This is a genomic window from Methylocaldum sp. GT1TLB (assembly GCF_051027445.1).
Classification (GTDB): Bacteria; Pseudomonadota; Gammaproteobacteria; order Methylococcales; family Methylococcaceae; genus Methylocaldum.
This window is the reverse complement of record NZ_CP194898.1, coordinates 867637-891815: the sequence shown is the minus strand read 5'-3', so window position 1 is coordinate 891815 and position 24179 is coordinate 867637. Positions and strand designations below refer to the sequence as shown.

General features: G+C 61.0%; 21 protein-coding genes. 14 read left to right on the top strand and 7 right to left on the bottom strand.

Annotation, left to right across the window (positions count from 1 at the left end; genetic code table 11):
- Positions 1–192: 192 nt before the first annotated feature.
- Positions 193–1704 carry an NADP-dependent phosphogluconate dehydrogenase gene (gndA, locus tag ACR2R1_RS03845; RefSeq protein ID WP_347257409.1) on the top strand — a complete coding sequence of 504 codons (1512 nt, stop codon included), beginning with the start codon at positions 193–195 and terminating at the stop codon, positions 1702–1704.
- A gap of 303 nt (positions 1705–2007) precedes the next feature.
- Here the strand turns inward: gndA and ACR2R1_RS03840 are convergent, their stop codons facing one another.
- Positions 2008–3402: an amidohydrolase family protein gene (locus tag ACR2R1_RS03840; RefSeq protein ID WP_434112737.1), complete on the bottom strand. Its 1395-nt coding sequence runs from the start codon at positions 3400–3402 to the stop codon at positions 2008–2010.
- A gap of 176 nt (positions 3403–3578) precedes the next feature.
- Between ACR2R1_RS03840 and ACR2R1_RS03835 the strand changes: the two genes are divergently transcribed.
- On the top strand, positions 3579–4790 hold the full coding sequence (locus ACR2R1_RS03835) for an alpha/beta fold hydrolase (RefSeq protein WP_434112736.1): 1212 nt from the start codon (positions 3579–3581) through the stop codon (positions 4788–4790).
- Positions 4791–4816: 26 nt separating this feature from the next.
- Here ACR2R1_RS03835 and ACR2R1_RS03830 read toward each other — a convergent pair whose 3' ends face one another.
- A complete protein-coding gene (locus ACR2R1_RS03830; protein ID WP_434112734.1) occupies positions 4817–6184 on the bottom strand; it encodes an MFS transporter in 1368 nt (455 codons plus the stop codon).
- 116 nt (positions 6185–6300) lie between these two features.
- On the opposite strand from ACR2R1_RS03830, the gene ACR2R1_RS03825 reads away from it, so the two are divergent.
- Together ACR2R1_RS03825 and ACR2R1_RS03820 are read left to right on the top strand one after the other, a co-directional pair.
- The gene (locus ACR2R1_RS03825) at positions 6301–7371 is read left to right on the top strand and encodes a glycosyltransferase family 4 protein (protein WP_347258857.1); all 1071 of its coding nucleotides are present in this window, start codon (positions 6301–6303) and stop codon (positions 7369–7371) included.
- A 327-nt stretch (positions 7372–7698) separates the two neighbouring features.
- A complete protein-coding gene (locus ACR2R1_RS03820; protein ID WP_156880879.1) occupies positions 7699–8775 on the top strand; it encodes a hypothetical protein in 1077 nt (358 codons plus the stop codon).
- Between the two features lie 42 nt (positions 8776–8817).
- On the opposite strand, the gene ACR2R1_RS03815 is transcribed toward ACR2R1_RS03820, so the two are convergent.
- From ACR2R1_RS03815 to ACR2R1_RS03795, 5 genes are all read right to left on the bottom strand, one after another.
- On the bottom strand, positions 8818–9540 hold the full coding sequence (locus tag ACR2R1_RS03815; RefSeq protein ID WP_168175551.1) for a DUF3142 domain-containing protein: 723 nt from the start codon (positions 9538–9540) through the stop codon (positions 8818–8820).
- Positions 9537–11663: a tetratricopeptide repeat protein gene (locus ACR2R1_RS03810; RefSeq protein ID WP_434112731.1), complete on the bottom strand. Its 2127-nt coding sequence runs from the start codon at positions 11661–11663 to the stop codon at positions 9537–9539. Before ACR2R1_RS03810 ends, ACR2R1_RS03815 begins: the two co-directional genes overlap by 4 nt.
- 275 nt (positions 11664–11938) lie before the next feature.
- Entirely contained in the window at positions 11939–13102 is a 1164-nt protein-coding gene (locus tag ACR2R1_RS03805) for an ATP-binding protein (RefSeq protein ID WP_434112729.1), read from the bottom strand.
- 184 nt (positions 13103–13286) lie between these two features.
- Complete coding sequence (locus ACR2R1_RS03800) at positions 13287–14594, bottom strand: AAA family ATPase (protein WP_434112727.1); 1308 nt, start codon at positions 14592–14594, stop codon at positions 13287–13289.
- Positions 14591–15718 (bottom strand): metallophosphoesterase family protein, encoded by a 1128-nt coding sequence (locus ACR2R1_RS03795; protein WP_434112725.1) that lies wholly within the window; start codon positions 15716–15718, stop codon positions 14591–14593. The genes ACR2R1_RS03800 and ACR2R1_RS03795 overlap by 4 nt, the downstream gene beginning before the upstream one ends.
- Positions 15719–16008: 290 nt before the next feature.
- Here ACR2R1_RS03795 and ACR2R1_RS03790 point away from each other — a divergent pair, with 290 nt between their 5' ends.
- The 10 genes from ACR2R1_RS03790 to ACR2R1_RS03745 all read left to right on the top strand — a co-directional run bounded on the left by ACR2R1_RS03790 (position 16009) and on the right by ACR2R1_RS03745 (position 24179).
- Positions 16009–17109, top strand: a complete 1101-nt coding sequence (locus tag ACR2R1_RS03790; RefSeq protein WP_086133952.1) for a hydrogenase small subunit — start codon at positions 16009–16011, stop codon at positions 17107–17109.
- Entirely contained in the window at positions 17106–18899 is a 1794-nt protein-coding gene (locus ACR2R1_RS03785) for a nickel-dependent hydrogenase large subunit (RefSeq protein ID WP_077732682.1), read from the top strand. Before ACR2R1_RS03790 ends, ACR2R1_RS03785 begins: the two co-directional genes overlap by 4 nt.
- Positions 18900–19217: 318 nt before the next feature.
- A complete protein-coding gene (locus ACR2R1_RS03780; protein ID WP_434112721.1) occupies positions 19218–19802 on the top strand; it encodes a HupE/UreJ family protein in 585 nt (194 codons plus the stop codon).
- Between the two features lie 10 nt (positions 19803–19812).
- Positions 19813–20499 carry a Ni/Fe-hydrogenase, b-type cytochrome subunit gene (gene cybH / locus ACR2R1_RS03775; protein WP_077732680.1) on the top strand — a complete coding sequence of 229 codons (687 nt, stop codon included), beginning with the start codon at positions 19813–19815 and terminating at the stop codon, positions 20497–20499.
- Positions 20496–21098, top strand: a complete 603-nt coding sequence (locus ACR2R1_RS03770; RefSeq protein ID WP_077732679.1) for a HyaD/HybD family hydrogenase maturation endopeptidase — start codon at positions 20496–20498, stop codon at positions 21096–21098. Before cybH ends, ACR2R1_RS03770 begins: the two co-directional genes overlap by 4 nt.
- The gene (locus ACR2R1_RS03765; protein WP_346425860.1) at positions 21067–21402 is read left to right on the top strand and encodes a HypC/HybG/HupF family hydrogenase formation chaperone; all 336 of its coding nucleotides are present in this window, start codon (positions 21067–21069) and stop codon (positions 21400–21402) included. The genes ACR2R1_RS03770 and ACR2R1_RS03765 overlap by 32 nt, the downstream gene beginning before the upstream one ends.
- Positions 21399–21770 carry a hypothetical protein gene (locus ACR2R1_RS03760; protein ID WP_434112718.1) on the top strand — a complete coding sequence of 124 codons (372 nt, stop codon included), beginning with the start codon at positions 21399–21401 and terminating at the stop codon, positions 21768–21770. Before ACR2R1_RS03765 ends, ACR2R1_RS03760 begins: the two co-directional genes overlap by 4 nt.
- On the top strand, positions 21770–22618 hold the full coding sequence (locus tag ACR2R1_RS03755) for a hydrogenase expression/formation protein (RefSeq protein WP_168175550.1): 849 nt from the start codon (positions 21770–21772) through the stop codon (positions 22616–22618). Before ACR2R1_RS03760 ends, ACR2R1_RS03755 begins: the two co-directional genes overlap by 1 nt.
- Before the next feature lie 2 nt (positions 22619–22620).
- Positions 22621–22797, top strand: coding sequence for a rubredoxin (locus tag ACR2R1_RS03750; protein WP_240502670.1), 177 nt, complete (start codon positions 22621–22623; stop codon positions 22795–22797).
- Positions 22798–22991: 194 nt separating this feature from the next.
- Positions 22992–24179: a nickel-dependent hydrogenase large subunit gene (locus tag ACR2R1_RS03745; RefSeq protein WP_133716072.1), complete on the top strand. Its 1188-nt coding sequence runs from the start codon at positions 22992–22994 to the stop codon at positions 24177–24179.

Sequence of the window (24179 nt, the reverse complement as noted above, 5' to 3'; positions counted from 1 at the left end):
CGAATTACTAATAGTTAAGAAAGTAAAGCCACAAGTGCCCCCTCTCCCTCTCGAAGAGGGGGGTGAGAGCGATTCGAATAGGGCTTTACTTTCTTTACGCACGGTAATCACTTGCTTGGTTCAAGCAACGACCGGCGTGATTAAATGCCATTTGGAAATTCCGCTCATTATCCAGCAACAAGAGGTGCCATTATGAACAGTGACAGTGCGGACATCGGGCTAATAGGATTAGCGGTCATGGGCCAAAACTTGGCGCTGAACATCGCCGATCACGGCTATTCCCTCGCAGTCTACAACCGCAGCTCCGAGAAAACAGCGGAGTTCATGGCGCGTTGTCGGCAGAAAGAGCCATCCGGCGAGCGCGTCCTGGGCTTTACCGATCTGAAGGAGTTCACCCAAGCCATTCGGCGTCCCCGCAAGATCATTCTACTGGTCAAGGCAGGCGCACCGACCGATCGCACCATCGAAAGCCTGCTGCCTCACCTCGATCCGGGCGACATCATCGTCGACGGCGGCAATGCGCATTGGCTGGACACCATACGCAGAGACAAGGAATTGACCGCAAAGGGATTTCGGTTTATCGGTTCCGGCGTCTCGGGTGGCGAAACCGGCGCGCGGTTCGGACCTTCTCTGATGCCGGGAGGTAGCCCGAGCGCCTGGGCCGAGCTCGAACCGATCTGGCGCGCGATCGCCGCTAAGGTCGATCCGCAAAGCGGCGTACCTTTGGAAGGCGCCGCGCCCGGAAAACCGGTGGAGGGCGGCGTACCGTGCACTGCGTATATCGGACCGAACGGAGCCGGGCACTACGTCAAAATGGTGCACAACGGCATCGAGTACATCGATATGCAGTTGATCTGCGAAGCGTATTGGCTGATGAAACATCTGCTCGGGCTGGATGCCGGCGCGATCGGGGAGATCTTCCGCGAGTGGAATGGCGGCGAACTGTCCAGCTATCTCATCGAAATCACCGGGGACATCCTGGGACAGAAGGATCCGGCGGGCCCCGGTTTCCTGGTCGACCAGGTGCTGGATGCAGCCGGCCAGAAAGGCACCGGCATGTGGACGGCTGCCAGCGCATTGGAACTGGGCGCACCGGCAAATTCGATCGCCGAAGCCGTATTCGCCCGTGCGTTGTCGGCCCTGAAAGAGGAGCGGGTCGAAGCCAGTCGATTGCTGAAAGGCCCGGATCTTCAGCCGGCGTCCAATTCGGCAGAGATCATCGATGCGGTCCGGCGCGCGCTGTATTGCTCCAAGATTTGCGCCTATGCTCAGGGCTTTCAGTTGCTGTCGGAAGCACAAAAAGCCTACGAGTGGACGCTCGATTTCGGAACCATCGCGCAGCTTTGGCGGGGCGGCTGCATCATCCGCGCGCGCTTCCTGCAAAAGATCACCGACGCCTACACCCGCAATCCGGGCCTGAAGAACCTGATGCTAGACCCCTATTTCAAGGACGTACTGCATGAAGGGCAAAGCCGCTGGCGGCAGACCGTAACCATCGCCATACAGAACGGCATGCCCGTCCCGGCGTTCAGTTCCGCACTGGCTTATTTCGACGGCTACCGGAGCGCCCGGCTCCCCGCCAATTTGTTGCAGGCGCAGCGCGATTATTTTGGCGCTCATACTTACGAGCGGACCGATCAGCCACGAGGCAAGTTCTTTCATCTCGACTGGCCGACGCCCGATCGTCCTCAGATAGAGGTCTAAACGGAAGATTTCCGGCTTCTGTTTTCGATTCGGGAGCCCTGGAGCAGCCGATACGACCAGCACAACCGACGTGCCATCCGACGGGTTAATGCTGAAATCAAACGGCTGACCGACCCGTCGGCTGACCCTGGTTCGATGGCTCTACAGCATTTTACAGTTTGGGTTAGCAGCCTCCTGGCTTGTAGTAGGTCGGGAATCCTTTCCCGACATAGCGGGCCGATAAATGGCTTGGTCGGCAAAGGATTGTCGATCTGCGGCTCAAAGTCGCCCGTACGCGCGCGTTCCGCATGGAAGATAATTGAGTTACGGCTCGAGAGCATCTTGAATTCGGTTAGCCGCATTCTGCGCGGCTTCTATAACCTTCGCCGGGTTTACGCCGAGTATTTTCCCGTTATTCTTCAGCACTTGCCCTCCCACGAAGACCCATTCCACATTTCGAGGTTGGCCGTTGAACACGATTTGGCTAACCCAATCCCCACGTGGGGCAAAATTGAATTTCTCCGGATCTAGGATGATCAAGTCGGCCTGTTTGCCAGGCGTCAACGAGCCCACACGGTCGGACATATCGAGCAGCTTCGCCCCGTCCACGGTGGCCATGCGCAATGCGTCCGAGACCGTTGGATACACGTCGGGTCGAAGCGTCCTGGCGCGCTGCAGTCCTACCGCCGCCCGCATGTTATTGAACATGTCACTGGTGTCGTTCGTTCCCCCGTCCAGGCCGAGACCTACCTGAACGCCGGCTTGCTTTAGCTCCGGAAGGCGAATCACACCCGATGCCAAGCGCATATTACTGATCGGGTTGTGGAGAACGCGCACGTCCTGGGCTGCGAGTATCCCGATTTCCTCGTCGGTGAGGTGGATTGCGTGTGCACCCAGGAGATCCGGGCCGAGGGCGCCCGACTCCGCGAGTACGTCGAACATGTTTTCGTCGCGGTCCTCGATATTTTCCAACAGGTGAACATGGTGTTTTACGCCCAATTCCTTGGCCAGCTTCGCCATCGCCTTGACGTCCTGACGCAATGCGTCAGCCGGGTGGGATGCAACCTGAAAACTCGCCTTGGGATTGGGATCGATCAGGGTCTGCTTGACCAGCTTCATATGGGCGATAACGCCAGGGTCGTCGCGTCCGAAACACGCAAACACGAAACGCAGCCCTGATTCGGTCAGCGCCTGGAGTTCTCCCCGAACGAATTCCGGCGTAAAGGCGTGGGACCATTCGACGGTGGTGGTGACTCCGGTGTCGATCAGGTCCAGCGTGCTCAGCCGTACGCCGGCATAGGCCTCCGAGCGCGACACGGTAATTTGCGGGTCGAACAAGGGAAGCACACAGGCATCCAGCCAACCCATGAGGTCCTGGTCTGTGCCGCAGCCCCGGATGAGCGACTGCCACAGATGATTGTGCACATCGACAAAGCCCGGCATGACGATCATCCCGGTGGCGTCCACGACACGCCCCCCGGTACTTCGCAGATGCTGGCCGACCGCCGCGATCTTGTCCTTTTCGATCAGAATATCGGCGTTCTCCACGATCCCCAAATCGCCGGCGCCGACCGAGGAATCCATGGTCAAGATGAGGGAGGCATTTCGAATCAGCGTTTTGGCGGATTCGGCCAAAGACACCGAACAGAAGAGGACTGCCCAAACGGTCAGGAAATAGGCGATGATCGCCGGACGACGGAGGCGGACGTTTTCGATCATGAATCGATCTCCTGAACAGAAAAGCGAATCGCGCCGTGATCAGGCTACGCTCGGAAAAAGCGATTGTCACGGTCCAAGCAGGTACTCTCGTCGCTCAGGCATCACTGCCACGACCGCAATCTGCATTGCGGCCCTGCGCGCAAACATACCCTTGGCTACCTTTCGGATATAGCATCGTGAAGTTGATTCTCATCCTGGTTTTGTCCATGTTGTGCGGTTGCGCTCATCGGCAGTTCGTCACCCAACCCTATCCCAGATGGGGACAGGAGGTATGGCTGTCCAGAAATGAGCGCGACAGCCCGTTGCCGATGCGCGTGCAAATGCCGCCACGACCCGCGGTCGCTCCGGCCTGTATCCTGATCGTCCACGGCATGAACGAATACATCGGCCGCTACGACGAGATCGCCGCCTATTTTGCGAGGCGTTTCATCGTGGCGGGTTTCGATCTTTACGCTCACGGCTTGTCCAATCCGAGCCTGTTGGCCGCCGACCGGGCCATTACTGGCGGGGCTTCCGAGTTCGACGTCAGCGATGCCTATTTGGCGCAGGCGAGCTTGCGCAATCTGGAGCCGATGCGGCGAGACTTGGATCAAGTGCTGCGGCGCCTGATCGAGGTCTGCGATCAGCGCGGCAAACCGGGTCTTCCGATTTTTATCCTTTCCCACAGCCTGGGTTCGTTGATCTCAGCGTCTTATCTGCTCGAACAAGCGCCGGGGGACGATTTACGATCCCGGATACAAGGCATCGTATTCCTAGGCCCCGCCTTTTCGGTGACCGAGGTTCCGGGCTGGCGCGGCTATTTTCAAACGCCTGTCGTGAAGCTGTCCTTTTACGCCGAGGAGCATTTTCTTCGTTCTCATGGCGAGCTGCTTCCGTTGCTGATTGCCAACCAGGCATTGGCGCTCGTTACCGTCCCTTTGCTGGACGGACTGTTCGAGGTGCTGTCGTGGCCGGGCCTGCGGCATATCTTTTCCCCCACGACACCGGGTTGGGTACCGGATTACTTGAGCGACTGGGAAGACGAGAGGGCACGCCACCGCGCCGACGCCTATATCATCCGCCGCAGCATCCTGCGCTACGTGAAGGGCGTCGAAGGGGAGATCGTTCGCTTCAGACGGCATATGGAGGAGTTGTCCACCCCTTATTTCCTCGTTTATTCCGCCAGCGACCCGATCACGCCGGCCTGGGGCAGTCACGATTTTGCCGGCAAGACCTTCGATAAGCACCCGGATAACCAAGTCCTGCCGCTCATCGATAAGGTTCACCACGAACAGCTGTTTTCCGCGCCGCCATTGCGTCACGAACTCCTCAGGAAAATCGAGGGATGGCTGGACCGCCGTCTTAGCTCCATAAACGAAGTTGCCGCCGAGAGAGCGAGCGCGCGATGATCCCAAGAGCGTGTTAAAGAGGCGACTTAGGCCGCCCCGCCTATGTCCGATTTGAAAACGCCGGCTCGCCGCGCAGCGATTTGTTCCCGTAGCGCCCGCTGTCGAATACGGTCGATCGGGAAATTCCACATGATCGGCAGCCCCGACGCGATGACCAGGCACGGCAGCCAGCCGTAAATCACCAATAGCCATTTTTTCGCTTCGGGGGCTTGAACGGGGGCGGACGGCTCGAAACCGAAGGCGGCAGGGAGGGCGGTGCCCAAGAGAACGCCCAGGGCGACGGCCAGTTTGATGGCTATGCCCCATACCGCGAAAAAGAGGCCCGTCCGTTGCCGGCCCGACGCGACGATGTCGTGATCGACCACATCGGCAGCGATAGAGTTCGCCAACATGAAAATCGAAGCCAGGCTTGCGCCTCTCAATATGATCAAGGTCACATAGAGCACCGTATCGCCCCGATCGACCCAGGGAAACCCCAAGCTCCACAATCCGATCCAAAGCGCGGCGAGAATGATCGCGCGATGTTTGCCGATGCGATTCGCGATACCCATCCAAACCGGCACCATGGCAAGCGAGACGAGGTTTTCGGCAAGGATCATCGTGGCGAAGATGTCGGGGCGGCCGACCACATGGGTCAATACCAGTCGATGCAGCGTGGCTTGAATCAGGACCGCCGTACCCAGCAGCAGCAAGGTAATCAAGGTCCGCATGAAAGCCTGATTGCGCAATACCAGCCGGAGCCCCGCCCAACCGCCGAGGCGTTCGCCCGCCAGCTCCTCAGACGGAAATTCCGGCACTTTGGTCAGCGCTACGGTCACCAGCGGCGGTAAACTGACAACGATGATGATGGCGATAACCCAGAGCTGATCGCGGCTTTCCACGTACCCCAGATAATCCAAGACGGACAGCACGCCTAGGAACAATATCTGGCCCAGCGCGCCTAATCCTTCGCGCCAAGCCGCTACATGCGTACGCTCGGTGTAGTCCGCCGAGAGTTCGGCGCCCCATGCCTTGTGGGGCAGATCCACCAGGGTGAAGGCGAAGAAGAGCAGGCTCGCCCAGACAAACAGATAGAGCAGCGAAACCTTGCCGGCCGGTGCGAAGATCATCCAGGCGGACAGCATCAGGAGCGGCGTCCCGATGGCAATCCAAGGCTTGCGGCGGCCCCATCGCGTCTTGAGGCGGTCGCTCAAAATTCCGATGAGGGGATCGCTGACCATATCCAGCGCCCGCGACGCGGCGATCGCCATGCCTACCCCGGCGAGCGGCAAGGCCATGTCATCGGCGTAAAAGGCGGGAACGAAGAGCGCCACCGGCAAGGTCGCCACCGCATGCGTGAGATGCGGCGCCGCATAGTACAGCATGATCTTGTGGTGAAGCGGCGGTCTGTCCATGATATTGCGGAAAGACAATAATCCCGGAGTCTACCCGCCTTGCTGACGATTTCAATGCTGGAAAGCGGTCCGGTTTCCAGTGGTCTCTTTAAACCGGGCGGCCGCATTTCATTCGTATGCCGGCACCGCCCGAAAAATCGACGGTGCGCTTCGCCGATCATGCCCAGGAGGAAGTTTTGCGGATTATCGTGATCAGCGATGCCTGGCATCCTCAAATCAACGGCGTCGTCACGACCTTGACGAATACCCGTCGCGCGCTGGAAAAGTCGGGACACACGGTCGAAATCATCACGCCCGATCGGTTTCGAACCTGGCCGTGTCCCGGTTACCCCGCTGTGGGGCTGTCCTTCCTGTGCGGCCCCCGTCTTCGGCCTCTGATCGAAGCCTTCAAGCCGGACGCGATGCATATAGCCACCGAAGGGCCGATCGGCTTCGCGGCTCGCCGTTACTGCCGCGCGAAAGGATTTCCGTATACAACGTCCTACCATAGTCATTTTCACGAATATCTGAAGCTCCGGGCCGGCATACCCTATTGCGTGAGCTGGACGTATCTCCGCTGGTTCCACAGCCGAAGCCATCGGATCATGGTCGCAACGGAGTCTCTCGCGAACGAGTTGGCCTCCAAAGGGTTTCGCAGGCTGGTGCGCTGGTCGCGGGGTGTCGACACAGAACTCTTTCAGCCCTGGGGAAAGGATTTTCTCAGGGACGAGCGCCCGATATTTCTGTACGCCGGCCGTGTCGCCATCGAAAAGAACATCGAGGCCTTTCTCCGCCTCGATCTGCCTGGCACCCGATACGTCGTCGGCGACGGGCCGCAACGAAAAGAGCTGGAAATGAAATATCCCGAGGTCCGCTTCGTGGGCTATCGGACCGGAGAGCCATTAGCCCGCTACATGGCGGCGGCGGACGTCCTGGTATTTCCCAGCCGGACCGATACCTTCGGCTTGGTGATGCTGGAGGCGCTCGCCTGCGGCGTTCCGGTCGCCGCCTATCCGTTGCGGGGCACACGGGACGTGATCCGGGACGACCGCGTGGGTGTCTTGGACAACGATCTCCGGCACGCTGCCCTTACAGCCTTGTCGCTCGATCCGCAGGAGTGCCGGAGTTACGCACGGGAATTTTCTTGGGACGCGTGTTCCCGGCAGTTCGTTGAAAACTTGGTCCCTATGGCGATGAGAACCGATTGAATTCGGCGCGGTTACGAAGCCATCCCTCACTTTTCGCCGTTTTCAAAAACGCAACGGACTTTTTGTCTCCTTGAGCGAGACACTCGGCACCGTATGGGTCTAACTCATCATTGTTTTCACATGACTGTAACGATGCCTGAAGGGTGCAGATAATTCGCCTGCAATAGCTCGCTGGCGACCGGGGGTGGAACGTCTGTGCCGATGCTCGTTTTGGAAGCTGATTGCACCGCTTACGACAAGGTCTGGCGCACGCGGCTGAAAGCATCGCGCCAGGCTGAGAGGCAAAGGATGTGTGAGTTATATCTCGCTTAACATGGAGGACAGGATATGACTGCAAACGGCCAAAGGAACATCGCGTTTTCTCTCGGAGGGATAGGCGGCTCAAACGCCCATGGGGCCGGCTTCCTGCACGCCGCCCAAAAGGAAGGGAAAACCCCGACGCAGCTTTCCTGCACGTCCGGCATGATTTACTGGACCTGGCGCTGGCTGGAAGGGCACGACCTCGAACAGGAATTCAAGAACTCGGCCGATGATACCCGTTCGGAGATATGGCGCCAGCTGCCGCCATCCATGCTCCGATCGTGGCTGGCTTATCTGTATGGCGGGGAGGGCGTGTTCCGGCCGGCGATTCCGGAATATTTCACGCGCCTTTTCTCCCGATGGTATCGGACTCCCCCGGAACGGTGGTGCGATCTCTGGTTTCCCGCGCAACTCCTGGTGCCGACACGCTCCGAGGAGATTTATCGCCAAATCGCAGAGGCGTTCAACGCCAGCGATATCGCGATTTTCTTCAATAGCTTCAGCCCGCGTTTAGGGACCGAGCACCTTCACATGAACACCGCCGCGTGGGAGGCGTACCGCGCGGTCCAGCAGGAGCGCCGGGAAAAACGTCCAGACGATACGCACACGCAGGAGATGCGGAAGAGCGGTGATCTGCCGTCGGTCAAGGCGGAGAAAATCACGGCGGAGGCGGTTCGGGATGCGCTCTGGCTCAGTCTTTACGGATTTGAGCGCGATGGAAAGCCTCAAGAGCGCATCGACGGCGCCTATGCCCGCCAGTTCATTCTGTCGGAGTTGAGCGCCGCCCATGTGATCTATATCCCGCGGCCGCAGCGGTACCAATGGGTGGGCGAGTTGCCGGAAAGCTTTATCGAGGTTCAGGACCTGGAGACGGAGCTTTGGTTCAACGGCGCCTATGCCCAGCAACTCGCCCGCATCGAGTTGGTCAACCGTCTGTTGCGCAACGAACGACTGAAAGGCGCTCTGGAGGAGCAAGGCTTCCACGAGATCGAGCTCGTTCCCATCGAGATTCCGGTGCAGCGTGGCTTCTTCAACTACTTCATCGAGGACACGAGCGTCTTCTATCATGCCGTCGAGCAATCGGCTCTGGCCTTGCGGGATTAATCGGCTGCGATCAGGATGATTCTGACGCCTACCTATCTCACGCTACCGCTTTGCATCGGGCAGCAGGAAAATCACCGTTCCTCGATACGCCGGATGTTTCCTGACTGCGGCCAAAGCGTCCGGATCGTACTGGCCGTGCTCGACGAGGCCGAGTTTGAAGGGCACAGACAGCCCTCGGGCGAATAGGCGCTCGAAATAGCGTCGGTGGTCTTTTATCGGCCCTTTTCCTTGATAAGCCTGGAACACGATCTCATCCACCACGCCTTGCAAGGCATTCAGATCCTCAAGCTTCCCCTGGCTTGCCCAATCCATCAGGCCCGTTACGCTCAGGCGATAACGGGCCGGCAGACGGGCTCTGACCTGCCCGAGCAGTTCCCCGTAACGGTCGAGATTTCGGGTACGGGCATCGAAATCGATCTGGATTCCCCAGACCTGGTTACGTTTTGCCTCGAACGCGGCGAGATCGCGTTCCACCTGCCGTTGCAGCGGCTCCGGCCATTCCATGGCTTCGAGGCGGTACACCAGAACGACGGGGTGAGGCGATGCGGTTGGGGGAGGGAAGCCGCGGCGCTGGAAAAGCGTATCGCCGCCGCGCACCAGAAGCTCGCCCTCGAACAGATAGAGTCTGCCGGCGTCGTCCAGTATCCGCGCAAGATGCACGTTCGGATGCCAGGCCCAGTAGTCAACAGCGGCGCGCGCGCTGCCGAACCACGACGCACAGCCGGCCAGAACGATTGCCGCCCAGGCGCGAAGCCGCCGCCTCACCAATAATATTTCTGCCCCGTGGCCCAAGGCGAATTCTTGTATTGGGTTTTCAGCCGCTTGAACCATGCCGCCCGTTGCGCTTTGGGAATGTCCTGATCGCCGCAATGGTTGTTGCCCGACGAAGCGAAGCAGGTAGTAGCCCGATGCAGGGCATAGGCCAGGTCTTCATCAGTTCGCACCAGGCCACGCCGTTCGATGGTTTCGCGGTAATAATCCATGCTGGTGTAGGTCTTCCCGCCGAAAGCATCCTCAGCCGGCGTGGCCGGCAGTCCGTAGTCGCCCGGTTCATGCCAGCGATGGAGATCGAAATCGACGGGATCTGCGTCGGCGATGACCGGAGCAGGGGCATTCCAATTCCAAGTGCGGAGAAAATCCCCCATGCAGTTAAGCCAGCGCCCCGAATCCGGCGTCTTTTGCAGGGCGGCGAGCAGTTCCCTGAACGCGGGACAGGTATAGCCTTCCTTCTCTCCCTCGGATGACAGCGGCGCCAACGTGTCTCCGGCCAATGCGAATTCGGTGGGCGGATAAGCGGCCAATATCAGCTCGGCTGCGGCGAAGTCGCGGTGCCGCACCCATTGGCTGACCAGCCTGAAATAGGCGAGCGATTTTGTACGGGGCGGCAGATCATCCCGCTTGAGGAGGCTTTCCAATAAGGGCGGTTTGGCCTTGTGAATAAAGTAATCCTGAACTTCGGGGAGGGCGACAGGGGAATCCTTGGCATAAACACTGTCCAATCGGCCGGTTTCGTTCCAGGTCAAGGCCAACAGCCATTGCGCCTGTATTTTTTGCCCCGGATGTTCAACGGTTTTCAGCGTTTCCAGCCAATGGCTTTCGGCTTCCGGAAATTGCCGCAGCGCCATTAGGGAAAGTCCCCGCAATACCCAGCGGCTGTAGGCCAGGTTCGAAGGCTTTGCCGCGATGCGCTCGGATGCGGTCTGCCGGATCAGCTCCGAATAATTCTTTTCCATCCAAAATGCATGCGCCAAGGAGAGATAGGACCAGAGCGGTTCGAGCCCGGCGTTGGCGAAGTCGCCCCGATGCGCCGCGAGCATTTCGACATCCACCGGAGGCACCGACGGCTCGCCTTCGTTCTGCGGCCGCCAGGAGGCAAGCGTGCCGAGACTTGCAAGAACCGGCGAAGGCCAGAGGGCATCAACGATGTTCCCCGCCGGATCGGCCTTGCGTTCGGTTTCGTCGATGAAATCCAGGACGGTTTCGCTCGTCGTGCCGTTACCCATCGTCGCCAGCCAGGCTTGATAATCCGCTGCCAGCGCCGCGTTGTCCGCCGCCAGCCAATGAATTTTCCGAAACAAGCCCTTGGCGGAGTCGGCATATCGCCCTTCTGGATACGCCTTCAGGTAATCGCCGAACGCGGATGCCGCCCGGTCCAGAAAGGCTTTGTCGATATTCTCGGCACTCGGCTCGCTCCACAGATCGAATCGGATTTGCGCCTGATTCAAGGCCACCCGCCCCAACATGTAAAACGACGTTTCCCGCACCCAATCCGGCGCATCGGCCGAGAGGGCTTTGAACTGGGCCAGCGACGGCTCGTATCGGCCAGCGTAGAAGCTCGCCGCGGCTTCGAGGTAACGGGCATAAGGTTTGGCCGACTCCGATACCGGAAGCGGCTGATAACTCTCCATCGCTTTCTCGCACAAGCCTGCGAAGCGCAACCGCTCCTGAGCCAGCAGCATCCCGTCCTGGCCGGGCAAGGAAGCGTTCTTGAGCTCCTTGAGAAACGCCTCGACGGCTTGAACATTGTCGGTCAGGCAGCGCCCATAACCGCTTGCCGCCAAGCGCTGCAAATCGCTCGCAACGCTGTCGCCGCCGACAACACCGAGATCGGCTGCTAGGGAAGTCACGGTGTTTTCAGATTCCGCCGCGGCGGGATTCGCCGGCTCCATGAACTCGCCGTAATGAAACGGCATGGCCTTCGGCCGGTAATGAACGACGCCCTGATCTTCGAGCAATAATCCCAGGTTACCGCGGCTATCGTTGTCGGGCGCAAGAAAATAGGCATTGGGAAACTCGCCGCACCAGAAATCGCACCCATCGCCCGATGCCAGCGCGACGGCGGAAGCGAAAGAGAGTGGAAAAATCAGAAATTTAGCTGACAGCTTCATTCGGCTCATCCTCGAATGACCAGAACGAAACTTCCCCCTAAAATCGCCGCTGTGGCGGGTTGGCTCGTTTTTCATTCTTATTCTCAGGGTTGGGTTTATCGATATTGAAACTTCTATCGACAAATTCTAGGTAAGCCTTCGAAATCTACATACTTTGCGAGCACGGTAGGGCGGGTTAGGCGGCAGCCGTAACCCGCCGTGTATGCCGCGGAAATGCCGATTACGCGAGTGCGCAAATCCTCCCTCTTGGCTAAGACTCCAAAACGGATCGGCATTTAGGTTCCGGATCGAATCGCCTCCAACGATCTCGCCCCGACTCCCAGATCTCGCCACTTCGCCGGATGGCAGGTAAACAGCAGAATCTGGTGCCGCGTCGCGGCATCGAACAGCACGCGTTTCATCTGCGCGAGTCGCTCCTCGTCGCAGTGGACGAGAGCGTCGTCGAGGATGATGAGGGTGGGGCGGCCGGCGTCGCGCAATAGCCCCGCATAGGCGAGCCGGCTGATGATGCCCATCTGTTCGCGCGCGCCGAAGCTCAAGTCCTCGAAGTCGCCGAGTTCCGATCCGTTCGATCCGACGCGCGTCAGCGAGCCGGGCGAGAGGTTTTCGTCGATGTCGAGGCAGGCGGCTGGGAACAGGAGCTGGAGATAGCGGTTGAGGTGTTTTTGCAGTGGGGCCTGAAGCCTCTGGGTCAAGGCGCGGCGCTTGTCGCGCAGCAGTTTCAGCAGGTGGTCCAGCGCGTCGGCGCGGCGGTGCAGTTCTTCGACCCTGCGCTGGATCTGCGCGTGGTCGCGGGCGAGTTCCGCGCGGCGCTCTTCCAGCCCTTGGGCGCCGGTCGTCTGAAGCTCGACTTGTAGGCTCATCAATTGGTCGCGGCGCTCGTTGAAGCGCTTTTCGAGCTGCTCGGCGCTGAGGCGGAAACGCTCGATATCCTGTTTCAGAATATCGGGGCGTGCTTCGGCCAATTGCCGAGTCAATACCTCGATACGGGCGACCAGGGTGGATTGCTCGGCACGGGCGTCGACCAGGTCCCGGTTTGCCGCCGCCACTCGGTCGGGCCGCTGCGGATCGTCTACTACGGCGCGCGCGGCTGCGAGTTCGCGCGTCGCGGTTTCGAACGCCGTCTGCTCTTTGCCGGCGGCGAGCCGCGCTTCGTGCAGGCTGTCGTTGATCCGCGCGAGCGATTGCCGGCCGGATTCCTCGGCGGTTTCCGCCTCGGCGACGGAGGGGAGTTTGGCCGCCTTCGGGGTTTCGGGCGGAAGCTGGCTCAGGGCTTTTTCGATTTCTTGGACGCGCGCTTGCTGGACGGCCAATTCGGTCCGAAGCGGCTCGATACCCTGTGGGGCGAGTGCTTTCAGTGTGGCGTCGGCCGTTTTGATGTCGGCAAGCTGTCGAGTGTGGGTGTGATAACGCGCTTCGGCGGCTTCCAGCGAGGGCAAGCCGAGCCGCTGCAGCAGGGTTTCGTGTCTATCGGCGAGTTCTTTCGCTTCGGCGCGAAGCTGGGACAGGTCGGAGCCGCCGGGCGCGATTTCGAGTTGGCCCAGCCCCGGCAGCGTGAGGGGGGTCGTTTCGAGCAGCAGTCTTTCGCCCTTGCCGGTGACCGATTCGGCGCCGATTCCGATGCTACGGCCGTCTTCGATCGCGAAGCGCAGCCGTGTCGCAGCCGTGTCGCAGCCGGATTTGCGTTTCGCGAATCTGCCGGTGTTGATCCCGCAGCAACTCGAGATCTTTAAGCTTGATCTCGGTGACGGCGGCTTGCCGTTTCAATTCGACCACGGCGGCCTGCTCCGTCTCGGCTCTTGCGAGTGCCTCGGCGGCGTTTTTCAGCTTCAGCCGGCCGGCGTCAAGCTCCCGTGTCAGGCTGAGCCGGGTATCCGCCTGACGGGCAAGGCGCAGCGTCTCGCGAGCCGCCTCGTGGCGCTGTTCCGCTTCGGCACGCTTCGACTGCCATTCCTCGACGAGCGCGGTTGCTCCTTCCAGCCTTTGCCGGATGGATTCGCGTTCTGCCTCGCGTGTTTCGAGCTCCTTCTCCTGCCGCCCGAAGGTTTCCAGTTGACCGTGCAGCAGCCTGATCCGCTCGTCGACCTGGGGCGCGCGCAATTTCTCGGTGGCTAAGGTTTCTTCGACGCGCCCGATAGCCTCCAGCTTTTCGGCCGCGGCTCGTTCCTGTTCGCGAAAGCCGATCCAGGGCTTTTCGGCTTCGTCGGCGGCGTGTTCGCGGCGCAGGGCAGCGAGCGTATCGACTTTCTGGCGATAAGCGGCGATTTCCGAGTCGAGTTCACGAATGGCGTTCGCCAGTGCAGCCTCCTGATCGAGCGCCTCGGCATACACTCCCCGCGGCTTGCCGGCCGAAGGAGTCAGCAACTCGTTGCGGGCGGCTTCGACCGTCGCCAGAACCGAATCGCCGCCGCTGCTGGCTATCTCTCCCAGCGATGCGTTCAGAGCAGTACGAAGGTGGTCTATCGCGTGCGTCACCGAGTCCCGAATGTCGTGCCCGGCTCCCTGCTGGATCCACAACAACCCCGGAATGCCCCAGTGCTCGGAACCGCTGGCGCCCCGGCCGGCGTAGCGAAAACCCAGGAGTTCCGCGAGATGGTCTTCGGCCTCGGCACTGTCCAGCCGCTGCGTGCCGATCTGCAGCTCGCAGCGCTTCTTGCCGAGAAAACTCTTGAGGAGCCTGTAATGAGTATCCCCGATGGCGAACTCCAGTTCGACGGTGGGGGATGCCGATGTATCGCCCCAGGGACGCAGGTCGTCGACGCTGCCGGAACGATGCCGTTCAAAGAACGCAGCGCGGATGGCCGAGACGATCGTGCTCTTGCCGGCTTCGTTCGGTCCGGTGAACAAATTTAGCCCCGGTTCGAGGTCCTTGATCTCGATCGGTTGCCGGAACTTCTTGAACTGTTCGATACGGATGCGGGAAAGTCTCACAAGGAACCTCCGGCTTTCGCGTGCTGAGCATCGAGGATGCCCGCCAGCAGGGCCAGCGCTTCCCGTGCGACTTCCGCGTCCGCTCCGTCCTGGCTTGCGCGGAGCTCGGCGATGACTTCGCCCAGATAGCCGTCCGCTTTCAAGGCGTCGATGTCCTCCGCGGTCGGTTCGAGACGTAAAGCGGACAAATCGGCCAAGAGGCTCCGAGCGTTGCCGCGGGCTTGCTCGATAGCCACGCAAAGACGCCGGTATCCGTCGAGATCGGTTTGTCCGGACAGTTCAAGCTGCACGACGTCCGCCGGTCCGAAAGCCGAAATTTTCGGCAACGCTAGCTCGACATCGCTCGGCACCCGAAGCGCTAGCGCTTCCGAATGCCAGCGGTATTGGCCAGTCGCGACCGGCGTCACCGTCGGCACTGCACGCGGTTCCGACAGTTCGACCAGCAGCGCCCGGCCGGATTCGTTGGATCTGAAGCGATCGGTTTCCGGCGTACCGCTGTACCAGGTGCGCGGATCGATCTGTTTCGTGCCGTGCCAGTCTCCGAGCGCGAGGTAATCGAGGCGCGCTTGCTCGGCACGTTCGGCGGCGATCGGGTTGGGCGAATCGATGTCTTCCGGCAGGATGCCCTGAACGCTGCCGTGGGCCAGCCCGATCCGCAGCATGCCGGCAGGCGTCTCGGCCCCGGCGAACCATTCGGTCAGGTCGGTATGGGTATGGCGCTGGGTCAGCGGCGCGGGCAGCACGGCGATACCGATCGATTCAAGCAGCACCGGCTCCGGCTGAAGGCAGACGGTCACATTGGCGGGAATGGCCCTGAGGCGGAGCGCGCGGGTCCAGACGGATTCGGCGAGCGCCGCATCGTGGTTCCCCGGGAGCAAGATCGACGGCCCTTCGAAACCCGCCATCGAATGGAAGAGCCGGTGGATGGTCTTGTCTGCGACGCCCTGCGCATCGAAAACATCCCCCGCGACCAGCATGAGGTCGACTCGGTTTTCGCTTGCAAGCTTCGCGAGCCGCTCGACGGCCGCGAATCGAGCTTCCGCGAGAAGAGCGGCATCGTCGGGCTCGAACTGTCCGAACAGCTTGCCGATCTGCCAGTCGGCGGTGTGCAGTAGCTTGATCAAACGGGTGTCCCCGGTTGTAAAGGGTTATTGACGATCGACGAATAGTTTAACGTGAATAACCGATTGACAAGCTCGGTTATCTTCAAGTAAAAACCTTACAAAGGACATGGAATTAAAATGCCTGGGCAAGGACCGCCGGCGAGTGACGGCGCACACTCTTGGGAAACGAATCGCGCCGAACCATGCGTCAACGATGCTTGAGCCATGCCCGCAGGCGCTCGAGCGTCTGATCAGGCCGCTCATTTCCGCAATCCGTCGATCCACACGAACAAAAATATCAGGGGGAGTGGATGGTGAATTCCGAAAGCTTTTACGATGTCATGCGCCGGCAGGGCATCAGTCGCCGCAGTTTTCTGAAATACTGCGGGCTGACCGCGTCGGCTCTGGCCCTGGGGCCGCAGTTCGTCGGCCAGATCGTCCACGCGATGGAAAACAAGCCGCGCACGCCGGTCCTGTGGCTACACGGCCTGGAATGCACCTGCTGTTCCGAATCCTTCATCCGCTCGGCGCATCCGCTGGCCAAGGACGTGGTGCTGTCGATGCTCTCGCTGGACTACGACGACACGCTGATGGTATCCGCCGGCCATCAGGCCGAGGCGATACTCGAAGAGACCATCCGCAAGTACAAGGGCCGCTACATCCTCGCGGTGGAGGGGAATCCGCCGCTGAACGAGGACGGCATGTTCTGCATCATCGGCGGCAAGCCTTTCGTCGAGCAGTTGCGTTACGCCGCCAAGGATTGCCTCGCGGTGATCGCCTGGGGCTCCTGCGCCTCCTGGGGCTGCGTCCAGGCCGCCAAGCCGAATCCCACACAGGCCACTCCGGTGCACAAGGTGATCACCGACAAACCGGTGATCAAGGTGCCGGGCTGTCCGCCCATCGCCGAGGTCATGACCGCCGTCGTCACCTACATGCTGACCTTCGACAAACTCCCGGACCTGGACGCCCAGGGACGTCCCAAGATGTTCTACGGTCAGCGCATCCACGACAAATGCTATCGGCGCCCGCACTTCGACGCCGGACAGTTCGTCGAGACCTGGGATGACGAGGCCGCGCGCAAGGGTTACTGTCTCTACAAAATGGGCTGCAAGGGACCGACCACGTATAACGCCTGCTCCACGGTGCGCTGGAACGGCGGCGTGTCGTTCCCGATCCAGTCGGGCCACGGCTGCATCGGCTGTTCCGAGGACGGGTTCTGGGACAAAGGGCCTTTCTACCACCGCGTGACCGGTTTGAACGCCTTCGGCATCGAGTCGAATGCCGACACCGTGGGGTTGATCGCGGCCGGTGCGGTCGGTACGGCGATCGCGGGCCACGCCGCCGTCTCCGTCGGCAAGCACGTGAAAGGCAAAGAATCCGAAAACGATAAGAACGAGCGAGAACACGTATGACGGTCACTCAAACGCCGAACGGCTTCAAGCTGGACGACAGCGGCAAGCGCATCGTCGTCGATCCGGTCACCCGTATCGAAGGCCATATGCGCTGCGAGGTCAACCTGGACGAAAACAACGTGATCCGCAACGCGGTGTCCAGCGGCACCATGTGGCGCGGCCTGGAAGTAATCCTGAAGGGCAGGGACCCGCGCGACGCCTGGGCCTTCACCGAGCGGATCTGCGGCGTCTGCACCGGCACCCATGCACTGACGTCGGTGCGCGCGGTCGAGGATGCCCTTGGAATCAGCATTCCGGAGAACGCCAACTCGATCCGCAACATCATGCAGCTAACCCTGCAGGTTCACGACCATCTGGTGCATTTCTACCATTTGCACGCGCTGGACTGGGTGGACGTGGTCAGCGCGCTGAAAGCCGACCCGAAGGCAACTTCGGAACTCGCGCAGAGCATTTCGCCGTGGGCGAAGTCCTCGCCGGGGTATTTCCACGATATCGCCACGCGGCTGAAGAAGTTCGTCGAGAGCGGCCAGCTCGGACCGTTCGCGAACGGCTATTGGGGCAATCCGGCCTACAAACTGCCGCCGGAAGCCAATTTGATGGCCGTTGCGCATTACCTCGAAGCGCTCGATTTCCAGAAGGAAATCGTCAAGATTCACACCGTTTACGGCGGCAAGAACCCGCATCCGAACTGGCTGGTGGGCGGCGTGCCGTGCGCGATCAACGTGGACGACATCGGGGCGGTCGGCGGGATCAACATGGAACGTTTGAACCTGGTCTCGTCCATCATCGACCAGACCATCGAGTTCATCGAGCAGGTTTACCTACCCGATTTGCAGGCCATCGCGTCCTTCTACAAGGATTGGCTCTACGGCGGCGGCCTGTCGTCGACCAATGTGCTAGCCTACGGCGATATCCCGGAAAAGGCCAACGACCCATCCGCCGACAATCTGCGCTTGCCGCGCGGAGCCATCATCAACGGCAATCTGAAGGAGATTCACGAGGTCGATCTGAGAGATCCGGCCCAGATCCAGGAGTTCGTGACGCATTCCTGGTATCGCTATCCGGACGACGAAATCGGTCTGCATCCCTTCGACGGCGTGACTGAACCGAACTTCGTGCTCGGTCGCAACACCAAGGGCACCCGCACCAACATCGAAAACCTGGACGAGAGTGCCAAATACTCGTGGATCAAGGCGCCTCGCTGGCGCGGCCACGCCATGGAGGTCGGCCCGTTGGCCCGCTATATCGTCGGCTACGCAAAGGGAATGCCGGAAATCAAGGAACCGGTCGACAAGTTGCTGCGCGACCTCGGTCTGCCGCTGGACGCGTTGTTCTCGACCCTGGGCCGTACCGCCGCGCGAGGACTGGAAGCTCAGTATTGCGCAAGGCTGATGCGGCATTTCCAGGACAAGTTGATGAGGAACATCAAGGCCGGTGACCTGAGCACCGCCAACGTTGCCAAATGGGAGCCGAAAACCTGGCCCGCCGAGGCACGGGGCGTCGGCACCACCGAGGCGCCGCGCGGGGCCTTGGGACATTGGGTGAAAGTCAAGGACGGGAAGATCGAAAATTATCAGTGCATCGTGCCGACCACCTGGAACGGTTCCCCGCGCGATCCGGCCGGCAATGTCGGCGCATTCGAAGCCGCGTTGATGAACACACAGGTCGAAAAGGCGGAAGAACCCCTGGAAATCCTGCGTACCCTGCACAGTTTCGATCCCTGTCTGGCCTGTTCGACCCATGTCATGGACCGGGACGGGCAGGAATTGACGCGAATCCGTGTTCGCTAGAGCGTTTTCATCGCTGATGTACGCTCGAAAAGGAAGCTGCCTTTGGCAGCCAGTGAGTTTGAAGCGGGTCTCGCCCCGCTGGCGAGTTACTTTTCTTTGCGTGCCCAAAGAAAAGTAACCCAAAGAAAGGGCACCCGGATGGCGCGCTGATCCTGCGCGTCGCCGGCTTGAGCCGGGGGCGGCAGAAGGCACCTCCCTATGCCTCTGTCGCCGCGCGCGATCCATCGCGCGCCCCTTCGGGCTATTCCGGCTCAAGCCGGCGATGCTCGGGCGCGCCATACGGGACAAGATAGAGAACCTCATACATCGGGCAATCTCATGCGTTTTAAATACGTACTTCCTTTGCTGATACAGTTCCTATGCGCCGGTCAGGCTATCGCCCATACCGGTTTTCATCCGGTGGAAGGATTCGCGAGCGGTTTCGTTCATCCCTTGCTCGGCGCCGATCATCTTGTGGCGATGGTGTGCGTGGGCGTGTGGGCCGCGCTGGTGACCACCGAGCCGGGGCGGTTGTGGCGATTGCCCGCGGCGTTCATGGCGGCCATGGTTCTGGGCGGTGCGCTGGGAGCATTCGGGGTGGTGATCGCCGGGGCGGAGCCTGCCATTGCCGCATCGGTCCTGGCGCTGGGGCTGTTGCTTTTGGGTAAGGTTCGGCTTTCGGGCGTGCTCGCTGGCATGATCGTCGGCCTTTTCGCCGTGGCCCATGGCTATGCCCACGGCCTCGAAATGGCTCAAGGCGCCGCGTTCGCCGCCTATGCGGCCGGATTCGTGATCGCCACGGGCTTGCTGCATCTCCTCGGCATCGTGCTGGGCCGTTGCCTGCTCCGGGTGCCGGGCATGTATCGCGTCGCCGGCGGGGCCGCCAGCGTGTTCGGAGTCGCTCTGCTCGTTCAGGCCTGGTGAGGGGGCTACCATGTCCGCTATCGATTCGGTGCAGAACCCGGTTTATGTCTACGAACGGCCGGTGCGCCTGTGGCACTGGGTAAACGCGCTGGCCCTGGTGGTGCTCGCCGTTACCGGTTACTTGATCGCTTCGCCCTTGGTCGCTCCGGATGGCGAAGCCAGCGAGCACTATCTGATGGGCTATGTGCGCTTCGTGCATTTCGCGGCCGGTTACGTACTGGCGGTCGGTTTCATCGGCCGCGTCTACTGGGCGCTGGTCGGCAACCAGTATGCGCGCGAGCTGTTCGTGCCGGCGATACACCGCGCCGAATGGTGGGACGGCCTCTGGCACGAAATCAAATGGTATCTGTTTCTGGTGCCGGAACCGCGCAAGCACGCGGGCCACAATCCTCTCGCCAACATGGCCATGTTCGTGTTCTACGTGCTGGGCGCGTTGTTCATGATTGTGACCGGTTTCGCGCTGTACGGCGAAGGCTTGGGGCAGGGGAGCTGGGCCAGCCGCTGGTTCGGCTGGGTGATTCCGCTGTTCGGCCAGAGCCAGGACGTTCATACCTGGCATCATGTGGGCATGTGGTATCTGGTCGTGTTCGCCTTGATCCACGTCTATGTCGTCATCCGCGAACAACGGCTGTCGCGGCAATCCATGACCGGCACGATGATCGACGGCTGGCGCAATTTCCGGGATGATAGGCCATGAACCGGATTCTGATTCTCGGCATCGGCAATGTACTGTGGGCCGACGAGGGATTCGGGGTGCGTGTCGTGCAGGCGCTGCAACGAAACTACGACTTTCCCGAATCGGTGCGGCTGATGGACGGCGGCACCCAGGGATTGGCCTTGCTGCCCTACGTGCAGGAAGCCGATACGCTGATCATCGCCGATGCCGTGGATTTCAAATGCGATCCGGGGACGCTGGTGGAATTGCGCGATGCAGAGGTGCCGGCTTATTTGGGAGCAAAGAAGATGAGCCTGCATCAGGTCTCCTTTCAGGAGGTGCTGGCCTTGGGCGAACTGCTCGGCCATACGCCGCGGCATTTGTACCTCGTCGGCGTTCAGCCTTGCGTGTTGGAGGATTACGGCGGCAGTCTCAGCGAGCCGGTCAAGGCCATGCTGGAACCGGCGATGGCCCGCATCCTCCAGTATCTGGCCGAACTCGACATCGTTGTCGAGAAGCGGACGCAGGCGGGGCCGGATTCCGATCCCTTAGGCATGGCGGCCTACGAGGCTCGGCGTCCATCGGCAGGGGAGGCCTGTCGAGTCGGAGATGAACGCTTTCTGGCACTGCGGAGCGACTGAGATGTGCATAGGCGTTCCGATGCAAGTCGTTCGAGCGGAACCGTTTCAGGCGTGGTGCAAGGGCGCCGACGGTGAGGGAATGGTCGACATGCGTCTGGTTGGATCGCAGCCGGAGGGTACCTGGGTATTGACGTTTCTTGGCGCGGCCCGAGAGGTTCTCGAGCCCGAGCGCGCCGCGCAAATTCAGGCCGCGTTGGCGGGACTCCGCGACGCCATGGCCGGCCATTATGACCCGGCCGCGGCCTTCGCCGACCTGGTGGATCGGGAGCCTCAGCTACCCGACTTCTTGCGGGAGCCGACATGACCCTGGCGGAAATGTTCGATCGGCTTTCGGGCAGCCCGGCCATTAACTTGCTGGATAGAGAGGGCCTGGCCGAGTTCGCCGCGGCGCATCCGCAATGCCTGGTCGGTTTTTTCAACGACCCCAAAGCCCATCCGGAGAACGCCGATCTCGCCGTGGTTCTTCCGGAACTGCTGCGCGCGTTTCCGTCGCTGCGAGCGGCGGTCTTGAAACCCGAGGCCGTTGTATCCGTGGCCCGGGACTACGGCGTTGCGGTCTATCCCGCGCTGGTATTCTTGAACGACGGCCAGACATCCAAGATCATGGCACGCATACAAGCCTGGACCGATTATCACAGTCAGATCCAGCAATGGCTGGACGGGGAGGGTTAATGACCATGCTCGAACAGCACAGCCCGGTGGCCACCGAGAACGCCGCGCCGGTCACGCCTTTTGACGATCCCGAATGCGGCTATCTCGCGATGCCGCAAGGCATGCACAGCTTTTCGATGCCGCTGCCGGGGGAGATTCCCGCCTGCCAGGCCGGCATCGCCGTCGTGCGCCGATTGGCCGAGTGCTTGTCCGCCGAGTTGAACGGTATCGATTCGGACCGCATCCATCTCGATTCGTACGACGAAGAAACCCGCCGTTTTCTCGACCAGGTGTTGGGCGACGGGGAGGTCAGCGCCTTGATCGATGCTGACGATGTGCGCTGGGCGATACGCGAGTCGGTGTTCATCGGGGTTTGGCGGCTGCGCGAATTCCGCGCCGGAGGAACCGTTCGGGACTATCTCGAAGTCGGCTCGGTTCCGTCGGTGTTGCGGCATGCCGGAACGTACACGGCCGGCGTCGAACGGCCGCGGTCTTTCCCGGACGGCCTCATGAACGCGCCTTCGCTATTGACGGAGCTGTTCGCCAAATCGGTCGCCTTCCAGGAAGGACAAAGCGAGGTCATAAATCTGTCGCTGCTGCCGATGACCGAAAACGACCTGGCTTATCTGGTCGAAGTGCTGGGACTGGCCGGCGTGTCCATATTGTCCAAGGGTTACGGCGACTGCCGCATCCGTCTGACGGGCTTGCCCAATGTGTGGTGGGTCCAGTATTTCAATGCCAGCGACCAAATGATCCTGAATACCGTGGAAATCACCCCGATTCCGCAAGCGGCGCAGGCTACCCAGGAGGATTTCGAGGATTCGCTGCAGTGGATCGAGGAACTGCTCGCGATGCTGAAGGAAAGCTGATCGTGGCCGATGCAACGCGCTTCGAATGCCGCGTCTGCTGGCACGTCTACGATCCGGAGGAGGGCGATGTGCAGGCGCAGATTCCGCCCGGCACCGCCTTTTCCGACCTGCCGGAAAACTGGTGCTGTCCCCGTTGCGACGGGGCGAAATCGGGCTTTCTGCCGTGCTCGGAGGTTTAGCGGATTTTACCGTGCGGCGCCGGGATTCTCGTAGGTCGGCAATCCTTTGCCGACGAATACCCGCTTGCCGACCTGCTGCGTCGGGAAAGGATTCCCGACCTACGACTGTTCGGGAGATCAGCGCTGATACGGTCGTTTTTATTGATAGCCGAACCGTCGCGCGGTCGTGATTCACCGTTGCTCTAGGGTGGCCGTTGAGCACTAACATCGGCACCGCGGAACTGCTGATTCGCTGCGGCATTTCCTCCGAAACGATCGTGTCCGTGAGCATCACGCCGAGGCCGCTCCTTCCGGTCGAGCGCCTGGCGCTGGGCAAACCGCCGGAAGCGGTGCCCACGCTCTTCGGGCGGCTGTTTTCCCTCTGCCCGAAGGCGCACGCCAAGGCCGCGGCTAGGGCGCTGGAAGATGCGCTGGATATTTCCGTATCGCCGAATCTGGAGCGGCTTAGGGACTTGCAGACCACGGTGGAGCGGGTTCGCGAACTGAGTCTGAATCTGCTGTTGGCGTCCGACGGACGAATTTCCCCTTGGCCGCCCCGTTTGATCACCCTGTGTCGGCGTTTGATCGCGGCACTCGGAGGCGATGCCGTGCACTGGCCGGCAGCGCCTTTCGAACCGAATGCCGCTGAATTACGTGTCGGGGCGACCGAGCTCGAGGCTCTAGTGAGTCATTTGCTGGGCGGTCTGTGGCATACGCCGCAGCCAGACCTGGAAGCGGTCCGGCATTGGCTGGAGCACGATACATGCGCGGCAGTGGCGTGGATGCGACCCGCATTACAGCCCGGCTGGCCCGATTTCGGCCGCTGCGCAGTGGATGCGCTGCCGGCATTCTCCGATCCGATGCTGAAAGCGGCGCTCGGACCGGGATCGATGCGCGTGAGTCCGACATGTCCGGAATGGGACGAGCTACCGCGCGAGACCGGCTGTTTGGTCCGCCAGAGTTCGGCCCCGCTGATACGGGAGGCCTTGGCGGTTTACGGCAAGGGCTTGTTCACCCGCATGCTGGCGCGGATGGTCGAATTGAACTCGCTGGTCCGCAGTTTGATCGAGGGTATCGAACAGCTTGCGCCGATCGAACCCGGCTCGCTGCCGGGTCGTACCGGCGGTATCGGCGTCGCGCAAACCGAGGCGGCACGGGGCCGCCTCATACATCGCGTCGAGGTGGCCGACGGTCGCGTTTGCGATTATCGTATTCTGGCGCCGACGGACTGGAATTTTCATCCCCGCGGCCTGGTATACCGGGCGCTGCTGGGCGCGGCGGTCGGCGATGCGGATTCGGCCAAGGCACGGATCGAAGCGTTTTTGCGGGTCGTGGACCCTTGCGTCGACCATCGGCTGATTCTGGAGCCGGCCGAACGGCCCGTCCCAACCCCTTTGTTTTGA